Below are 17,089 nucleotides of genomic sequence, written 5' to 3'. Positions count from 1 at the left end.
GCTCACTCAAACGCTAGTAAAAGGAGCACTAAAAGTATGAACACACAAGAACCCATGGTCAACGGAATCGCTGACATTGTTAATTTGAGCCTTTGTGATGTGGCGCTAGAGCGCGCTATTTCACGTACCAGTAACCTGCCTGGCATGGTTTGCATGTATGGCCCGTCCGGTTTTGGGAAGTCAGTATCTGCAACCCACGTCGCCAACCGCCGCCGTGCCTACTACGTGCAAGCCAAAAGCGTTTGGACCAAAAAGGCCACACTTAAAGCGATTCTTCAAGAGATGGGTATTCGTCCCTTGCCAACGATCCCCGACATGCTGGATCAAGCCGCCGAAGAGCTGGCTAAGTCTGGCAGGCCGCTGATTATCGATGAGATGGATCACTTAGTGGACAAGAACGCTGTTGAGTTAATTCGTGACCTTTATGAAGCAAGTCAAGCCGCTATTCTGCTGATCGGAGAAGAGCAACTGCCGAACAAGCTGAAAAAGTACGAGCGTTTTCATGGACGAATACTCGCCTGGGTGCCCGCACAACCGGTCACGTTAGACGATGCCAAAAAGCTAACGCCCTTATATGCCCCACATATTGATATAGCCGACGACCTGCTTCACCACATAGTGGAATTGTCAGCAGGCAGCGTTCGCCGTGTCGCCGTCAATATGGAAATGATTCAGGAAGAAGCCAATGCCACCGGCTGGTCGAGTGTCGATAAAGCCACATGGGGCAAGCGTGAACTTTACACAGGCGAAGCGCCTAAGCGCTGTATTTGAGATGAGGATGATGATGCAAGCAGAACAGGCACACACAGTGGAGCTGCAGCGCAAAGGCCATCGTAAACCTGCCCAGCTAGAGCTGATCGGTGGGAAAAATGCCCGCCAACGGATCTGGGAAGAGCTGCGCAAAACCAGCGCTACCACGTTTGAGACGTATCCCATCGCCCGTGCTGCCAATGTTGATGACGATGCATTACGCACGTATCTGCAATGCCTCACTGCTGGCGGATTTGTAGAGCATGTCAGTGGCTCACGATATGAGCGCCGTGTTTATCGGTTGCTAAAAGATACGGGTATCGAAGCACCGCGTCTCACCCGAAAAGGCGAACCGGTTAAGCAAGGGCAGGGGGCTGAATGTATGTGGCGCACGTTACGTATGCTGGGCGAAATGGATGTGGCTAGGTTGGTTTCACATGCAGCGGCTTCCGGTATTGATGTCGCCCCAAGCTATGCCAAAACGTATATCTCATTACTACGTAAGGCGGGTTATCTCATCACCACGATGCGAAGTACGCCACACAGGATGGAGCGGTTTCGCTTAAGCCCGCAGATGAACACCGGCCCACGGCCACCACAAATTCAACGTGTGAAAACCGTTTACGACCCCAACCTCAACAAAGTGATGTGGGCAGAAGACCCAGAGGAGATGTCATGAAAACTGATATTAGCGCATGGGGAGCCCAACCTCCTGAGTTCATCCAGCTGCTGGCCAATGCCGTCTCAGAGAGCGACCGCACTCAAGTCGCGCATCGCTTAGGCGTTTCACGTACCAGCGTTAGCTTGCTGTTGAACAACAAATACACCAGCCCCTCGGTAGGGAAAATGAAAACCCGCGTGATGGATGTTCTCGGTGTTATTCAATGCCCCGTGATGGGTGAGATCACCGCTGCACAGTGCCAAAAACACCGCAACGCAAAATTCACACCCAGCAACCCACAACGTGTAGCGCTTTACCGCGCCTGCCAAACCTGCCCTAACAATCAGAAGTGTGGAGAAACAGCATGAACGCACAAAACGCTCACATCCTCAGCAAACTACAAGAGACTCAAGAAGCCGTTACAAGCCTGGTTGATGCAGGTATGACCGTTACCAACATCAGCATTGAAGGCCGTGTTCCACGAATCGACCTGCAGAAAAAGCCGCGTAAAAAAATGCAGGTCTGCTGGAAAGTTATCCGCCCTGGAAAAGGCGGCGGCCGTGAATGTGAAATGGCAGCACTGCTAAATGGCTGCGAAGTTCGCTGGATGGAGGAGAACTACCAATGAGTGCTTATTACGTGATCGACTTACAACGCACCGATATTAAAAAAGGCATTGTGGTATTTCTGGCCCAAGACATGAAAACCCGCACGCGATATTTAGAAGACGCAGGCCAGTTTGAAGAGGACTTTATCAATGAAAACTTAGAGCGCTTTGATAACGGCCACACCGCACGCGCCATGTTAATCAGCGCAGTAAAAAACAATAGCCGCACTATTTTACCGCTAAGGAGTTTGCACCTTAGCCCTTTGTTCCACACCCACAGCGACACTATTCGGAGACAAGCGATATGAACCAGCAACTCAACATTCCAACGGGTTACTTAAAAGACAACTTGGGCCGTTTAGTCCCTATTGAAAACGTGGAAGCGATTGACCTCGAACGCCATGAACTCGTGTTAGCGCTTGTCACCAAGGCCAAAGAGCTGCAGCAAGATATGCTCAAGTTCAAGCTTGATGCCTTTGGTGATGTCGCTGCCATGGTGGAGTTATCGCTGGAACAGTACGGCGTAAAGGTAGGCGGTAAGAAAGGCAACGTTAGCCTGACCAGCTTTGATGGTAAATACAAAGTGCAGCGCTCCATTGCTGAACACATCACCTTTGATGAGCGCTTATTAGCGGCCAAAGCCTTGATAGATCAATGCATCCACCGTTGGACAGAAAACTCAGGCACCGAGATCAAAGCGTTAGTCGAGCAAGCCTTCCAAGTCGATAAACAGGGCAACCTCAGTACCGCTCGTATCCTTGGCCTTCGGCGTATCAAAATCGATGATAAAGACTGGCTCAAAGCCATGGAAGCCATCGCGGATTCCATTCAAGTGACGGGCAGTAAGTCGTACATACGATTGTACGAGCGGTGCGGTGAAACCGACCAGTTCAAGCCTGTTTCATTGGATCTAGCAAAGCTCTAGGAGGCTTCATGACTATCTATACCGAACAGTCCGTTATCAACTATGTCGCAGGTAAAGGGATGTTAACTAAAGGGCAAGCGACGGCTGCAGTCAATGCTATGCAGCATATGATTGTTGAAGCGTGCAAGCGTGGTGATGAGTTGCACTTGGAATGCGGAAACTTTGAAAAAATCCAGAAAGGCGGCGTTAACGGGATTGTGTTTCGCCAGGATGAAGCGGTTAAGGAGTATCTCAATGGCCCCTCAAATTAAACAATCTGAAGCTGATGTGGCTGAAGTCATCGCCTGGACAGAACAGCACCGCGTTGGTGAAACAACCGACCACGAAGATGGCACCTACGAAGACGGCGTTTATGACGCCCTTATGTGGGCCTTGGGATACATCCAAACACGACCCGATCAATAAGCGAAACGCCCAGGTTTTTAAAGCAACGGGCGTCTACCCAGCGTGGCAGCTGGGTACTGATGAGCAGCCAATAAAACCAAAGGAAACACACATGAAAAAGTCTGAACTGATCGAAGCGGTAGCTCAGAAAATGAAAATAGAACACGATCGTGCCGTCAATAAAGCGGATGTTGAAGCTCTATTGGACAGCCTTACATCAGTAACAGCAGCCGCGCTACAAACAGGTGATGAAGTCGTACTAATAGGCTTAGGCAAGTTCAGCACTGGCCACCGTGCAGCGCGTACGGGTCGCAACCCTCAAACCGGTGAGCCTTTGAAAATTTCAGCAGCCACAACAGCCAAGTTCACACCGGCTAAGGCACTGAAAGACGCACTTAACTAACCACATGAAAGCGATTGCCAGTGGCCGCCCAGCGCGGCCACTGCCGTGTAAAGAAAATAGGAATCAAAAAATGATAACTAAAGAGCAGTGGGACGACATTGAAAACGACTTAACAGGTATGTTTGCATCCGTAAAGTTTCAATATGGAGAGCATGAAATAATTGCTTCCAGGGAAAGAGTTGGTGAGGGTAAGTATGACCTAGTTGTGTACGTGGATGGTTACATTAAAGGTGCGTGGTACATGCCTGACAAAGAAGGCTTTCTTCCCGTTATTAAAGACGTATGGCGCACTCGTAAAAAAGCTATTTATTCACCGCAAAAGAAAGCAAAAATCATCAAGGATCTAGGGAAACGGCTTACTAAAGAGGTTTATCTAGAACTGGATAAAACCATCGTCTACTACAGCCCCGACTTCACAACAGCCAAGTCGCTGGTACGTCAGTATAAAAAGCTAGAGGGGTTAACGCTGATTCAATCGGAGGAAATTGCCGCGCCTTAAAGGCGCGGGCTTATTGTCCCACCGAGCATGTCCTTATGCGCCGGTTGTTGCTTCAGGATTCAACTTAAATTTAGTTCATATTTTCATAAATAAAATAGGAAAAATTCCTAAATTGAGAATTATATATGGCAGATAAACGTGACACTCCACCTAAGAAAGATAACCGTAGAGCCATCACAGCTCGTATTCATATCGCAAAAAAAGAGCTAGGCCTGGGTGATGAGACATACCGAGCTATGCTTCGGCAAGTGACGAAGAAGAGCAGCTGTGCAGATATGCACATAAGCGATTTGTATCGCGTGATGGAGCACCTTAAAGCGCTGGGCTACAAACCCGCTGTGCGAAAGTTTGGTAAACGCCCTAACCCGCCCAAAGATAAAGTAGCTCTTATGGGCAAAGTTGAAGCATTACTGGCAGATAGAAAACTCCACTGGAACTATGCGCATGCCATGGCCCAGCGAATGTTTAAGGTAGAGAAAGTGGACTGGTTGGATCGGGACCAACTATGGAGGTTGGTTGCATCACTACAGAAGCACGCACAAAGAAGTGCTGAGTAATGAAGTTTGCTCATTGACCGTTCTTCTTTGTGCTATGAACGGACATAAGAAACGATATGAGCTGGGGGGCGAACCAGCATGCAAAGAGCAGACATTTACATAAACGCAAAAGGTTGTCGATGGCTCGCCGCTTATGTAGTTTCGTTGAATCACTTACCAACGAAACTCAAAATTTAAACCTGCGCCCCATTCACTGCCATTGCTGTTCTCTGTGTGAACAATATTGGCATTGATTTGCATAGAGCTATTTATGTCACTACCTAAGCCAAGCCCTGTAATCAGTGCGTGTTCACCTCGGTTCTGCCCCTCAAAGCTCTGTTTGTAACCAGAATGTGCAACTATCGCAGCATCAATCTCATGCTCACTGTTTGAATTGGCATAAAAGTCGTGTTCGTAACGAGCAAATACTAAAGGATAAATACTCGATGAATCGGAGATGCTAGCAAAACGTGCGCTCAAACCTGCAGATGCAATCACCGCATGCGCCTCTGCAGAATCCAGCTTAAGGCTGAGGTTCGGATCTCCAGACTCTTTAAACGATTCTTGTTTATAGTAAATGTAATTGAAGCCAAGTTCAGGGGTCAATGTCATCCAGTTGTTTTGATAAGCAGCCACTGTGCCTTTAACGCCTAAGTAAGCAGTATGACTATCATAGTTAGCAGACGGTGATCCGCGTGTATCGGATAGGATAACTTGGCGTTTTGAGCTGTTGTCGCCGTAGCCATAGCCCAATACTCCACGTATGTCCCAGCCACCAATATTGGCTTGATTCAGATACATCCCCAAGTGATAAACATCGCCGCTAAAATTCTGAATGGCCAGGTCATGCTCATCCATCTCTTGCGAGCCAATCGAAAAGTACATACCGAGCGTTCGTAGATCAGAGGCAAACAAATCATGGCCGATGGTCAGGCTAGAAAGTTTATAATCAAAATCACCGAGATCGTTATCGCCGTTGACATCACCCTCATTATAACTGGCCTTCATCCAAAGCCGTTTACGGGCCTGTATTTCCTCGACTTGGCCATTGGGACCGGAGATAACGAAGGTGGTTGGTGCCGCATGATCTAGCACAGTATTCATAACCATATCGGAATGCTCTAGGGATACGGTAATGTAAGAGGAGTATGGCTCTGCATGAATGTATGGGATTTGATCGGTGAGCTGTTGTTGCGTTAATTGTTGCAGCTGCGAGGCCACTGAGGTATTAGTTTGTGCCGCATTAGCTAACAGTTTTGACACATTCTCTGTGTTTTTGGATCCGGTGGCAGGAGCCAGTTGGCTAGTGTTGGTTGTGTTGCTGATCAAGCTTCCATCTGGTGCTGTGGTGACAGTGTTAACCATTTTCGTAGTAGTGCCGCTCATAGCTGGAGTGACAGCCGGATCTGGAACAACGGTCACCGAAGTAGTACTCACAACATTACCTGTATTGGGTTCGGTAACAACAGTAGTAACCGTCAAATCAGGAGTAACAGTCACATTTGGAATTACGGTCACCGAAGTAGTACTCACATTGCCTGTAATGGGTTCGGTAACAACAGTAGTAATAGTCGATTCCGGAGTAGTACTCACATTTGGAGTAACAGCCACATCTGGAACAATAGTCACCGAAATAGTGCTTATATTGCCTGTATCGGGTTCGGTAACAACAGTTGTAATAGTCTGCGCCTGATGCGATTTAACCACTTGTGGCAATGTAGCCAGTGCCGAAGTTGGTAACTCGCTCAGTTTAATAACCACAGCTTTATCGATAGATGGTGTGCTATCTAAACTGGCCTGTAGGAGCGCGGGCATTGTTGGAGTTAAGCTGATGTTAGGGTTGTCACCATCAATGGAGCTGCCTGTCAAATTAGATACGGTATAGCGACCGTCACCGCTTGCGCCACCTATTGCATAATCTTTCGCAATTAAACCGGTGGTTTGTGTATCTATCTCGTAGTTCAAAGTGTTGAAGCCACTTAGACCTGTAATGAAGCCCGTCACATTGCTGTCGTAAATATTAAACTCATCGTTGTAGACCTTGATTGAGGGGGTTATGTCACGGCCTTGCGGTGTAATGTCAAGTTCGATGGTATTCGTGCCGCGTAAAACAACGCTGTTCGCACTCGGTGATGTACCGTTAAAGGTAATGCTCACATGGTCTTGGCTGTTAAGCTTCTGGGGCTTGAGGGTAGCGTTTCTCAATTCAATGTAAGGCGAAGTGAAACGGTTGATGCTTGATTCGATCGTCGAATCGGATACGTTCAAACTCGTCAGATTATCTAGGTTGTCAAAGGTGTGTAGTCTGAGGGTGGAGCCAGACGAGAGGCTGATAAAGTTCACGCCCGCAGCACCGTCAATCCGTTCCAAAGACAATGTGCCGCCATCGCTAACATCCCATTGTCTTGCAAATAAACCGTTTTGCCTAACACGTGTGCCGGCTACGGAGCTAACAAAACTGCTTGATCCGCCGTTCACATTAACTGAGCCCCCATATTTGTCGCTATTGTCGCCCGACGATGTAACGAAAGCGCCGTCCGCAAGATTAAATACGTTGGTGTCGCTCAGGTTAAGCAGACCGTCGTTGGTGCCCGAAAGTACCCGGCCACGGGCTCTGAAAGCCGTATTATTATCTAGATTAAATGTACTGTCTTTGATGTTTGGGTTGTTCAGATCAAGGTGACTAGATCCCACTCCGTTAGCAAGTGGTGTGCCAAAGGTTCCGCTCAGTTTTACGGTCGCGCCTTCTAAGCTAGAGCTGCGGTTGGGAGAGTCGAGAATCACTGTGCTCTTGTTCAGCGTAAGGGAACTTCCCGATTTCATTTGTAGCGAGCCGTCTTGCGCATCGATGGTTGAGGTATTTTGTAGGGTTAGCCCAGCATTGCTCTCTATGATCACATCTAACTTCACAGCCTTGAGGTCCGACCCAGCGACTTCAAAAATATTCTGACCCGAATTTGCGACAAGTGTGGCAACGTTAGCGTTATTGAAGCGAATAGAACCAGTGCCTGTCTTAATTTTAAAGGCTGCATTATCTAGTTGAAGATGCTCGATGGATTTTATGCTTACGCCATTATCGATTGCTGTGGCACCGCTGCTGTTGGGGTCTTTGATTTCTAAGGTAGCATCATTTACATGAATCGAATTCAAGTAAAGCTCATACGGATCAGGGTTAGGGTAGGGCGTGTTTGGCGAAAGTGAGCGCGAGCTTAACGTTAAAGCTTCTCCATCGCGGTTGCTGCCATCCCCCTCAACGATTAGGTTCTTCATGAATAGAAAGCCGTCATTGTTATTGGTTGCTACAACCACTTCGCTATTCAATGAAAATTCAGGTGTGTGCTTTGGAAATATTTTAATGGTGTCGTACTTCCCGCTGGTGCCTATCAGTATATGCTCAAGTATAACATCGCTCGTGCCGGTTAGATCAGACAGGTGAGCTGGGCCGGCGGTTTGACCAAGCAGGTTGACGGCATTTGGGTTAGTCGCGACAACGGTGGGAGAAAGCTCGAAAGTGTCGGCGGCTAGCGCAGTTGAATATGCAAAAATTACAAACACGGGAATTTTTTTGTACATGTGATGCTCACTCCATTAAGTATTCAATACAAATTTGGCTCGTGAATAAACATAAACATGTGGAGTCAGATCAAACCTATGATGCCTATCTCCACAAATCTAAATATAGCTCACATTATTAAGTAATACAGGTGTCAATTTTCAATTAATCTGTATTAACTAGCGAGCCCTGCCTAATGTCTCTTGTGGGTCGATAGCCGACTCTAGGAAAATTATTATTCGCATGTTTATTGCTTAATAACCAACACTTATCAACCTTAACTTTGCGCCAAAAGCCCCGCTCACAAAAACCATTTTTTTCTAACGCATCGACCCCTTACACTGAACAGCATCACCCTTGAGGCTGTTCAGATGACCACTCAAATCGCCAAATTACAAAGCCTATTACCCGACTCGATCCATGCGGTTGCAGCGGCCATCGGTATGCCTGCAACACTCAAGTTGGTTGAACGCTTTGGAGGCACTACATTGCCTATGCGCTTGGGTGCTAACCGTTTGGGCCGTGCAGCACTCGATGCTCTGTCTCAACAGATAGGCCATGATGAAACCCAAAAGCTGGCGTTATATGCAGGCGGTGAACCGCTGTATATACCCCAGTGCCACGTTGCTGTTAGGCGCTTACGTGACCTCGATATTTGCTCTGCATTTGAGGCGGCGGTACGTGATGGAAAAACGGCGAACGCTGCCGTAACTGAGCTAGCTTTAAAATACAAACTAACAGACCGCTGGGTGTGGCGTATTTTGAAAGAGACGCCGATCCAGATTGAACCAGCCACACCTGATCTATTTAACTAAGTCGTTCGACCAGCCACTGAACTCCTTCTTCTAATCCGCTAGCACCACGCTTTATACACTGCTGACATCACCACTATTGATCTAGCGTTTTACGCAAACAATAAGGAATGTCAGCATGTTTGAAAAACTACCACGACTCACTATCTGGATTGTGATCGCCATAGCGCTAACTGTCGGTATCGGCTTACTTGCACCACACCAACTCCCTGTCACTCTCTATAAAGTTAGCTTGGTTGTACTGGCAGCGGTGCTAGGTTACTGGGTTGATCGTTCGTTGTTTCCCTACGCTCGACCTGACAACCCAAAAATTGATTGCAGTAAAAGCACCGCGATGATCCGCCGAGCCATTGTAGTGTCGGCCATCATCATCGCCATCGCACTGGGCGCATAGCATGGCAAGGCTGATAGTCGGGACGGTGTTAGTGTTGTGGTTTGTTGTATCGGTGGTCTACATCACACCCGCAAACGCTGCCCAAATCCCTCATGAATCTAGCCGCTACCGCAACGAGCTAACCCGCCAAGCACGGTTGATATGGGGTATCAACGCACCTATTGCTGTGATGGCGGCACAAATTCACCAAGAGAGCGCCTGGAACAAGAGCGCCGTGAGTGCCGTCGGAGCAAAAGGACTTGCCCAATTTATGCCAGGCACGGCACGTTGGATTCCTGCCATTGATAGCCGCTTAAATAATCCTCAACCGACCAACCCTACCTGGGCGCTGCGAGCACTGGCCCGCTATGACTTCTGGCTGTATTCAAAACTAAAAGCCGATACCTACTGTGACCGTTGGGCCATGACGCTCAGCGCCTACAACGGCGGTTTAGGCTGGGTGTTACGTGACAAAAAAGCCGCTAACGCTGCCGGTGATAGCCGCTGGCTGTGGTGGGATAACGTCGAAAAATACAACGCGGGGCGCGGGAAATCACAGTTTCGCGAGAACCGTGGCTATCCACGCCGCATCCTTCGTCTATTAACACCCCGTTATCAACAGGCCGGATGGGGCCAAGGTGTTTGTCATGACTAAAAACCTTATTTTTGCAGCACTATTTTCTTGTTTTCTCTGCTCTGTCGGCGGCTATTTTTATGGCTACAGCACTGCTAATGAGGCCCACGAGGCCCAGCAATCTAAAGCCATTGCCGCCGTAGAGCAGACCTTACGTAAGCATTACCAGCAACAGCTCACCACGGCCAACGAGAGTGTTGCTCAGTTACGCCAACAAAAAGCCACGTTAGCCAAAACCGCCAACGAACTAGAAAAGAGGATTGCCCATGTATCGCGCCCTGATTGTTCTATCACTCGTGGTTTTGTCGGGCTGTACAACCGCGCCATCGGTGCAGATCTGCCCACCGACGATCTACCCACCGGAGCTGATCGAGAAGCCAGCAGCACCGACGCCGCTGATCCATCAATCGCAGCATCAGCAGAACTTAACGCCACCGTTAGCGATGTTAACCAGCAAGACATTCTGCGCCATGTCATTGACTACGGCGGACGCTGCCAACAGATCGAAACGCAGCTAATCCAACTGATCGAATACGAAGAGAAAGTTAATGAATCACGAAGAGCTACTGGAACGGACTAACCAGAAACTTCAGGCAGCAACCGATAAGCGTGTTGCTGATATTTGTTCCCGCCTCCCCCATGGCGAATCCGCCACCCATTGTGTTGATTGTGGGCTCAGTATTGCCCAGGGGCGACGCGATGCATTGCCAGGCGTACAGCACTGTATTAGTTGTCAGGAGATAAATGACCGTTATGGAAATCATCGCTAAATATTGGGCTCCGCTGTGGGCCACGATCACCACCATCGCCATGGTGATTATGGCGTTACTCGCCAAGACCTATGCCAAACGTGAGTCAGTCGACACCTTGCACAGCGAAATAAAACGCATAGATCAGCGCTTGGATGACTTGCCCAGTGAGCGAGAATTACACCGGCTGCAGCTAGAGATTAGTGAGTTAAGGGGAGCCATCCTCGCCTTAAATTCTGAACTGCCACAGGTGAGGCGCTTGGCTGATCTGTTACTTGAAAACGAATTGAAGGAGAGATCATGATGCGCCAGCTATTAGATGAAGATCAGCGTCTGGTTATTCTTCGAGGACTGATCGACTGCGGGGGTGATGCCAACGAGTCCATTATTCAGCAGTGCCTCGACTTATATGCCCATCGCCTAAGCCGTGATGCGGTACGTAACCACTTAAGCTGGCTGCAAGAACAAGGGCTTATCACCATCGCCGATGTGGCGGGTTGTTACGTGGGCACACTTACCGCACGAGGCCAAGATGCAGCCGAAGGCCGTGCCACCGTGCCTGGTGTTAAAAAGCCACGGGCACGTTGATATGGCAGATAAAAAAACGCGTGGTCGTCGCTCTAAAATCGACCTGCTACCCGAAGAGATTAAGCGTGAACTTAACACCATGCTGCGTGATGGTCGCCTACAGCAGCAAGAGATTCTCGACCTTGTTAATACCCAGATCAAAGAGGCAGGGCTAGCAGATAAAGCCAAGCTCTCCCGCTCGGGTCTTAATCGCTATGCATCACGCATGGAAGAAGTCGGCGCGAAGATTCGCCAGGCGCGTGAAGTGGCCGAAGTCTGGACAGCCAAGCTTGGCGACCAACCCACCTCAGAAGTCGGCAAGCTGCTTCAAGAAGTGGTGCGCACCATGGCGTTTGAGACCGGCATGGCGATGAGTGAGTCCGGCGATCCGGTAGAACCTAAAGCACTGAGCCAATTAGCCTTGGCCATTCAACGTGTCGAGCAAGCGGCGATGGCCAGCCATAAACGTGAGAAAGAGATCCGCACCGCCTTTGCTGAAGAAGCCGCCAATATGGTTGAAGAAGTCGCCAAAAGTCAGGGCTTAACGCGTGACGGTGTAAAAGCGATCAAGCAACAGATACTGGGGATTGTGTAATGACCTTACCCGAAGCCATTGTCAAAGCGGCTGAACTCCTCAGCGGTGCCATTGTAGTAGCTGCATTCGTGAGAGGTTTTTTAAGTGAGCGCTCCTAATCAGCCCCTTAAACCTCTCGCTCAAGCGGTTGCCGATACGCTTGTTTCTTTGCAGCAGTTCGACCCTGCCGAGCTATTACTCGGTTATCAAAAGCGTTGGATTGCTGATGAGTCACCTCTCAAGATTGCTGAAAAATCTCGCCGTACCGGTTTAACCTGGGCCGAAGCAGCTGATGCTACTTTGTGCGCCAGCACCACCAAACATGAAGGCGGTTGCAACCACTTCTATGTGGGCTCTAACAAAGAGATGGCCCGCGAATTTATCGAAGCGGCCGCCATGTGGGCCAAGGCTTTTGATAAAGCGGCAGGCGAAATACACGAAGAGATCTTTATTGATGCCGGTAAAGACGGCAAAGAGATACTCACCTTTGTGGTGATCTTCGCTTCTGGCTTTAAGGTGCAAGCGCTCAGTTCTAACCCTGCTAACTTACGAGGCATGCAAGGGAACGTCACCATAGATGAAGCCGCCTTTCATGATCGCTTAGCCGAAGTATTAAAAGCTGCGCTAGCGCTTACGATGTGGGGTAGCCGTGTTCGGCTAATCTCTACTCATAATGGCGTGGATAATCTATTCAACACCCTGATTCAAGACAGTCGCGCGGGGCGTAAACGTTACTCGGTGCATACCATCACGTTAGACGATGCCTGTAACGAGGGACTGTATCAGCGCATATGCCAAATAACCCGCAAAGTGTGGAGCCAAGAAGCCGAGGATCAATGGAAAGCTGATCTATTACGCGATACCGCCACCGAAGAAGATGCGCTAGAAGAGTACTACTGCACACCTAAGCAAGGCGGCGGTGCTTATATATCGCGTGGTTTGATCGAACGCGCCATGCATCCAGAAAACCAGATCATTGCTTTTGAGTCACCCAAAGACTTTGAGAAGTGGCCGGTGATCCAACGTGAAGCCGAAATAAACGAGTGGTTAGAAGATCACGTAGCGCCGTTTTTGGCACAGTTAAACCTCGATCATAACCATGTCTTCGGCGAGGATTTTGCCCGCAAAGGTGACCTTTCTATCTTTGCTGTGGGCACAATAAATCCTGATACCAGTATTCGCGTACCGTTCCATCTAGAACTGCGCAATGTGCCCTACTCCCAGCAAGAACAGATCATGTTCTATGTAATCGATAACCTACCCCGCTTTACCGGTGCCGCCTTTGATGCCACGGGTAACGGTGGATCACTGGCCGAGAAAGCCGCTGATAAATACGGCACTGAAATGATCGAGCAAGTGATGCTCAACCAACCCTGGTACCGCGAGTGGATGCCTAAGCTCAAAGCCAAGTTTGAAGACAACGACATTGAGATCCCTAAGTCATTAGATGTGGTCAGTGATCTGCGCACAATCATCGTGAACCGTGGCATACCCCAAGTCGAAAAAGGCAGCGGTACCGGTGAGGATGGCAAGCAACGTCACGGTGATAGCGCGGTGGCTTATGCGATGGTGGTGCGTGCCAGTTATATGGAAGGTGTGACGATTGAGTTTACCCCACTGCCTGAGCGCCACGCTGGCAGTGATCCCGATAGTGATGAAGACAACGATTCAGATAACAGTTTTAAAGGCGGTGCATGGTAATGAGCAACCGATTAATAGACATCAACGGCAACGCACTGGCATGGCCGAGCGAGAATGAGCTTCAGACTGATGAATCTAAACTCAGCCATCTGCAGAAACACTTTGCCGAGCATCCATCATCGGGCCTCACCCCTTCACGCCTGGGCAGAATCATGCGCGAAGCGGAGCAAGGCAACATCATTGCTCAGTCAGATTTGGGCGAAGATATCGAAGAGAAAGACGGCCACGTATTCAGTGAACTGCAAAAACGTAAGCTGGCCCTGCTCACCATTACTGGTAGCGTCGAACCCTGCCGTAATGCGTCCGAGTCAGAGAAGAAAGATGCCGCCCTGGTACAAGAGCTATTAGATGAGATCCCCGACTTTGAAGATGTTGTCACCGATATGGCCGATGCGATCTTAAAAGGCTTCTCAAATATCGAGCTGGAATGGACGCAGTGGAATAACAGCTGGTTGATTAATGCGGCTCACTACCGCCCTCAGAACTGGTTCCAATTAAACCCCGACAACCGTAACCAGATACGCCTGCGCGATAACAGTCATGAAGGCGCAGAGCTGCAAGCGTTTGGTTGGGTGCGTCATATTCATCGCTCTAAGTCGGGCTACCCAGGGCGTAACGGCTTAACCCGTGTATTGGCGTGGCCGTTTCTCTTTAAAAACTACAGTGTGCGTGATCTGGCCGAGTTTTTAGAGATCTATGGTTTACCGCTGCGTCTGGGTAAATACCCAAGCGGTGCCAGTGATAAAGAGAAGAATACTCTGCTGCAGGCGGTGATGAGTATTGGTCATAACGCCGGTGGCATTATCCCCAAAGGCATGGAGATCGAATTCCAAGAAGCCGCTAAAGGTGCATCGTCTCCCTATGAGGCGATGATGAGCTGGTGTGAACGTACGCAATCCAAAGCAATCTTAGGCGGCACGCTTACTAGCCAAGCCGATGGCAAAAGCAGCACCAACGCACTGGGCAATGTACATAACGAAGTACGCCAAGAGCTGCGCGATTCAGATCTTCGCCAACTGGCCAGCACCATCACGCGGGATATCGTTTACCCGCTATGGATGCTCAATGGCCGTGCGGCCGGTGATCCGCGTCGCCATCCTAAATATCGATTTGATACCAGCGAGCCGGAAGATATCGCCACTTACAGCGAACGTTTGCCAGGCTTGGTGTCGCTGGGTATGCGTATTCCACAAGCATGGGCACATGAAAAGCTAATGATTCCAGAGGCTGAGAAAGACGAGCCGATCTTAGGTATGCCTCAACAGGTAGAACCGGAAGATGACAAAAAGGCCGCGAAAGCTGCCGACAAGAAAGAAGCACCCGACGCTAAACTGGCCGCGCTTAAAGCACAAGAAACCGCCGATGTAGTGGAGGCGTATGTGAGTCAGCTGCAAGGCATGGCCAACAAAGCCACCACCCAGATGATCGACCAGATCAAAACCTTAGTGGATAACGCCGCCTCATTAGAGGAGATACGCGAGGGCTTGCTAGCATTAGACATGCCGGTTGATCAGTTAGCCGATGCCATGAATCAAGCACTGTCAGCCGCTAGCTTAGCGGGGCGTTATGAATTATTGCAGGATGCGCAGTAATGCCCAGCGTTGCAGAGTACGGAAGCCGCCCGTTTAAAGAAGCGATCGACTACTTCAACCAGAAACTACCGCTGCCGACTAACGGTTGGCAAGACGTATACGACCAGCAACACGACCATGCTTTTATGGTGGCTGGTGCGAATAAAACATCCATCATCGAGGGCTTTGCTAATGCACTACAAGGGGCGATTGAGGGTGGCGAGACACTGCAAGACTTTCGCAAGCGGTTCGATTCCATCGTTCAAAAAGAGGGTTGGGATTACAACGGGAGTCGTCACTGGCGTAGTCGTCTCATTTACGAAACCAATATACGCCAGGCATACAATGCAGGGCGAGAAGCGCAGATGGCCGATCCGGCATTCCAGAAGCAGTTTCCCTATAAAGAGTATCGCCATTCAGGTGCCGAGCATTACCGGCCCCAGCATAAAGCATGGGACAGATTACTATTACTAGCAAACGATCCTTGGTGGCAAGTACACAGCCCCTCTAATGGTTATGGCTGTAAGTGCAAAGCCTTCCCGCGCTCACGCCGTTGGATGCAACGCAACGGTAAAACACTGCCAGACCAAGCCCCGCAAGATACCTTTAAAGAGTACCTGGATAAACGTACCGGCGAAGTAATACAAATCCCGCTAGGTATTGATCCAGGCTTTGAACATCGCCCTGGTGCCAGTTGGTTGCGCCACGCCACACTCAAACCAGCAGAGCTGCCGACGGTTAAGCCTATACCCATTGGGCCTGCCGCTAAGCCACCGCTACCTGCACCCACTGCTGTGTCAGAATCTGTATTGATGGCCGATGGCCTAGCAGATGAGGTGTATGTAAAAGCGTTTTTAGATGAGTTTGGTCTAGCTGATACAAGCATATTCAAAGATATAAAGAACGAAGCGCTTGCGATTAACGAACTGTTATTTAAGAACGCCAATGGCGAGAGAATAACAACAGCCATAAAAGACAAACGCTATACCCGCCTACTCGCCCGCGCATTAATCCAGCCCGACGAGATCTGGAACATGCTAGAACCCGACCAAGCACGCCCAGGCAAATACAAACTAAAGCGGCGCTATATAAGCCGGTTTCAGATAGCCGGTGAAGCAGAACTGACCCACAGTATCTTTGAAATAACGAACGGCACATGGGCGACCAGCATCGTAACAGGCACCCAGCAGGCCAATAGCCTACGCCAAGGTGTACAGGTTTATAGCAGCCTAGAGGACAGTGAATAATGGCGGGCACTCAATCAAACATCAGCATCAACTACGACAGCCAAGCCGTTACCGCCGTACTGGATCAGCTCATTGCTAACGTGAGTGATACACAGCCCGCGATGATGGAGATAGCCGAATACTTGCACGAGCGCACCCGTGACCACTTCGATAACCAGCAAGATCCAGACGGCACCCCATGGGCACCATTGGCCGCATCCACACTAAAAGCCAAGCAACGCAAAGGCGTACCGGTGGATAAAATCCTCCACGGCCAACATCTACATTTAAGAGACACCATCTTCCCGTTCTGGGGCAATAACGAAGCAGGTGTGAGTACCGGCCCAGGCACAGAAGCTTATGCCGCCACTCAGCAGCTTGGTGCAGATGAAAGGAATATCGAAGCGAGGTCGTTTTTAGGGTTGGGTGCAGAGGATGAAACCGAGGTAATCGAGATCATGAACCAGTTTTTAACTGACGGCGTGTAAGGCGTTTTAAGGGCATAGATCAGTAAAGGCATCTGTTGATACGGAAAAGATGTGAAAAGGATTTCTAACGCGGGTC

Annotated in this window: 24 protein-coding genes and 1 other RNA gene; 24 read left to right on the top strand and 1 reads right to left on the bottom strand. The window is 49.5% G+C overall.

The window, feature by feature from the left end; all coding sequences use genetic code 11:
- Positions 1–36: 36 nt before the first annotated feature.
- From QZZ55_RS07875 to QZZ55_RS07820, 12 genes are all read left to right on the top strand, one after another.
- Complete coding sequence (locus tag QZZ55_RS07875) at positions 37–771, top strand: ATP-binding protein (protein WP_293266774.1); 735 nt, start codon at positions 37–39, stop codon at positions 769–771.
- Complete coding sequence (locus QZZ55_RS07870; RefSeq protein ID WP_293266773.1) at positions 731–1,429, top strand: hypothetical protein; 699 nt, start codon at positions 731–733, stop codon at positions 1,427–1,429. Before QZZ55_RS07875 ends, QZZ55_RS07870 begins: the two co-directional genes overlap by 41 nt.
- On the top strand, positions 1,426–1,779 hold the full coding sequence (locus QZZ55_RS07865; RefSeq protein WP_293266772.1) for a helix-turn-helix transcriptional regulator: 354 nt from the start codon (positions 1,426–1,428) through the stop codon (positions 1,777–1,779). Before QZZ55_RS07870 ends, QZZ55_RS07865 begins: the two co-directional genes overlap by 4 nt.
- Positions 1,776–2,039 carry a hypothetical protein gene (locus tag QZZ55_RS07860; protein ID WP_293266771.1) on the top strand — a complete coding sequence of 88 codons (264 nt, stop codon included), beginning with the start codon at positions 1,776–1,778 and terminating at the stop codon, positions 2,037–2,039. The genes QZZ55_RS07865 and QZZ55_RS07860 overlap by 4 nt, the downstream gene beginning before the upstream one ends.
- The gene (locus QZZ55_RS07855; RefSeq protein WP_293266770.1) at positions 2,036–2,326 is read left to right on the top strand and encodes a hypothetical protein; all 291 of its coding nucleotides are present in this window, start codon (positions 2,036–2,038) and stop codon (positions 2,324–2,326) included. Before QZZ55_RS07860 ends, QZZ55_RS07855 begins: the two co-directional genes overlap by 4 nt.
- Positions 2,323–2,943: a DUF3164 family protein gene (locus tag QZZ55_RS07850; RefSeq protein ID WP_293266769.1), complete on the top strand. Its 621-nt coding sequence runs from the start codon at positions 2,323–2,325 to the stop codon at positions 2,941–2,943. Before QZZ55_RS07855 ends, QZZ55_RS07850 begins: the two co-directional genes overlap by 4 nt.
- Before the next feature lie 8 nt (positions 2,944–2,951).
- Positions 2,952–3,194, top strand: a complete 243-nt coding sequence (locus QZZ55_RS07845) for an HU family DNA-binding protein (protein WP_293266768.1) — start codon at positions 2,952–2,954, stop codon at positions 3,192–3,194.
- Positions 3,178–3,348: a hypothetical protein gene (locus QZZ55_RS07840; RefSeq protein ID WP_293266767.1), complete on the top strand. Its 171-nt coding sequence runs from the start codon at positions 3,178–3,180 to the stop codon at positions 3,346–3,348. The genes QZZ55_RS07845 and QZZ55_RS07840 overlap by 17 nt, the downstream gene beginning before the upstream one ends.
- Positions 3,347–3,421: hammerhead ribozyme type II (locus QZZ55_RS07835), an RNA gene on the top strand. Before QZZ55_RS07840 ends, QZZ55_RS07835 begins: the two co-directional genes overlap by 2 nt.
- A gap of 18 nt (positions 3,422–3,439) precedes the next feature.
- Positions 3,440–3,730: an HU family DNA-binding protein gene (locus tag QZZ55_RS07830; protein WP_293266766.1), complete on the top strand. Its 291-nt coding sequence runs from the start codon at positions 3,440–3,442 to the stop codon at positions 3,728–3,730.
- A gap of 70 nt (positions 3,731–3,800) precedes the next feature.
- Positions 3,801–4,229 (top strand): hypothetical protein, encoded by a 429-nt coding sequence (locus QZZ55_RS07825; protein WP_293266765.1) that lies wholly within the window; start codon positions 3,801–3,803, stop codon positions 4,227–4,229.
- 125 nt (positions 4,230–4,354) lie between these two features.
- Positions 4,355–4,786, top strand: a complete 432-nt coding sequence (locus QZZ55_RS07820) for a regulatory protein GemA (RefSeq protein WP_293266764.1) — start codon at positions 4,355–4,357, stop codon at positions 4,784–4,786.
- 153 nt (positions 4,787–4,939) lie between these two features.
- Here QZZ55_RS07820 and QZZ55_RS07815 read toward each other — a convergent pair whose 3' ends face one another.
- Positions 4,940–8,320 (bottom strand): autotransporter domain-containing protein, encoded by a 3,381-nt coding sequence (locus QZZ55_RS07815; protein WP_293266763.1) that lies wholly within the window; start codon positions 8,318–8,320, stop codon positions 4,940–4,942.
- Positions 8,321–8,689: 369 nt separating this feature from the next.
- Here QZZ55_RS07815 and QZZ55_RS07810 point away from each other — a divergent pair, with 369 nt between their 5' ends.
- From QZZ55_RS07810 to QZZ55_RS07755, 12 genes are all read left to right on the top strand, one after another.
- Positions 8,690–9,133 (top strand): Mor transcription activator family protein, encoded by a 444-nt coding sequence (locus QZZ55_RS07810; RefSeq protein WP_293266762.1) that lies wholly within the window; start codon positions 8,690–8,692, stop codon positions 9,131–9,133.
- A 115-nt stretch (positions 9,134–9,248) separates the two neighbouring features.
- Complete coding sequence (locus QZZ55_RS07805) at positions 9,249–9,524, top strand: putative holin (RefSeq protein ID WP_293266761.1); 276 nt, start codon at positions 9,249–9,251, stop codon at positions 9,522–9,524.
- Between the two features lies 1 nt (position 9,525).
- On the top strand, positions 9,526–10,158 hold the full coding sequence (locus tag QZZ55_RS07800) for a transglycosylase SLT domain-containing protein (protein WP_366512300.1): 633 nt from the start codon (positions 9,526–9,528) through the stop codon (positions 10,156–10,158).
- Entirely contained in the window at positions 10,151–10,717 is a 567-nt protein-coding gene (locus QZZ55_RS07795; protein WP_293266760.1) for a demethoxyubiquinone hydroxylase family protein, read from the top strand. The genes QZZ55_RS07800 and QZZ55_RS07795 overlap by 8 nt, the downstream gene beginning before the upstream one ends.
- Positions 10,686–10,907 (top strand): TraR/DksA C4-type zinc finger protein, encoded by a 222-nt coding sequence (locus QZZ55_RS07790; protein ID WP_293266759.1) that lies wholly within the window; start codon positions 10,686–10,688, stop codon positions 10,905–10,907. The genes QZZ55_RS07795 and QZZ55_RS07790 overlap by 32 nt, the downstream gene beginning before the upstream one ends.
- Positions 10,882–11,190 (top strand): DUF2730 family protein, encoded by a 309-nt coding sequence (locus tag QZZ55_RS07785; protein WP_293266758.1) that lies wholly within the window; start codon positions 10,882–10,884, stop codon positions 11,188–11,190. Before QZZ55_RS07790 ends, QZZ55_RS07785 begins: the two co-directional genes overlap by 26 nt.
- Positions 11,187–11,474, top strand: coding sequence for an ArsR family transcriptional regulator (locus tag QZZ55_RS07780; protein ID WP_293266757.1), 288 nt, complete (start codon positions 11,187–11,189; stop codon positions 11,472–11,474). The genes QZZ55_RS07785 and QZZ55_RS07780 overlap by 4 nt, the downstream gene beginning before the upstream one ends.
- Position 11,475: 1 nt before the next feature.
- Positions 11,476–12,048 (top strand): DUF3486 family protein, encoded by a 573-nt coding sequence (locus QZZ55_RS07775; protein ID WP_293266756.1) that lies wholly within the window; start codon positions 11,476–11,478, stop codon positions 12,046–12,048.
- Between the two features lie 84 nt (positions 12,049–12,132).
- The gene (locus QZZ55_RS07770) at positions 12,133–13,728 is read left to right on the top strand and encodes a hypothetical protein (protein ID WP_293266755.1); all 1,596 of its coding nucleotides are present in this window, start codon (positions 12,133–12,135) and stop codon (positions 13,726–13,728) included.
- Positions 13,728–15,320, top strand: a complete 1,593-nt coding sequence (locus QZZ55_RS07765; RefSeq protein ID WP_293266754.1) for a DUF935 domain-containing protein — start codon at positions 13,728–13,730, stop codon at positions 15,318–15,320. The genes QZZ55_RS07770 and QZZ55_RS07765 overlap by 1 nt, the downstream gene beginning before the upstream one ends.
- Positions 15,320–16,546, top strand: a complete 1,227-nt coding sequence (locus tag QZZ55_RS07760; protein WP_293266753.1) for a PBECR2 nuclease fold domain-containing protein — start codon at positions 15,320–15,322, stop codon at positions 16,544–16,546. Before QZZ55_RS07765 ends, QZZ55_RS07760 begins: the two co-directional genes overlap by 1 nt.
- Positions 16,546–17,013: a phage virion morphogenesis protein gene (locus tag QZZ55_RS07755; RefSeq protein WP_293266752.1), complete on the top strand. Its 468-nt coding sequence runs from the start codon at positions 16,546–16,548 to the stop codon at positions 17,011–17,013. Before QZZ55_RS07760 ends, QZZ55_RS07755 begins: the two co-directional genes overlap by 1 nt.
- The last annotated feature ends 76 nt before the right edge of the window (positions 17,014–17,089 follow it).

It is taken from the genome of Neptunomonas sp. (genome assembly GCF_016744175.1).
Taxonomy (GTDB): domain Bacteria; phylum Pseudomonadota; class Gammaproteobacteria; order Pseudomonadales; family Balneatricaceae; genus Neptunomonas.
Note: the sequence above shows the minus strand (reverse complement) of the source record. Positions and strands in the feature narration are given on the sequence as shown.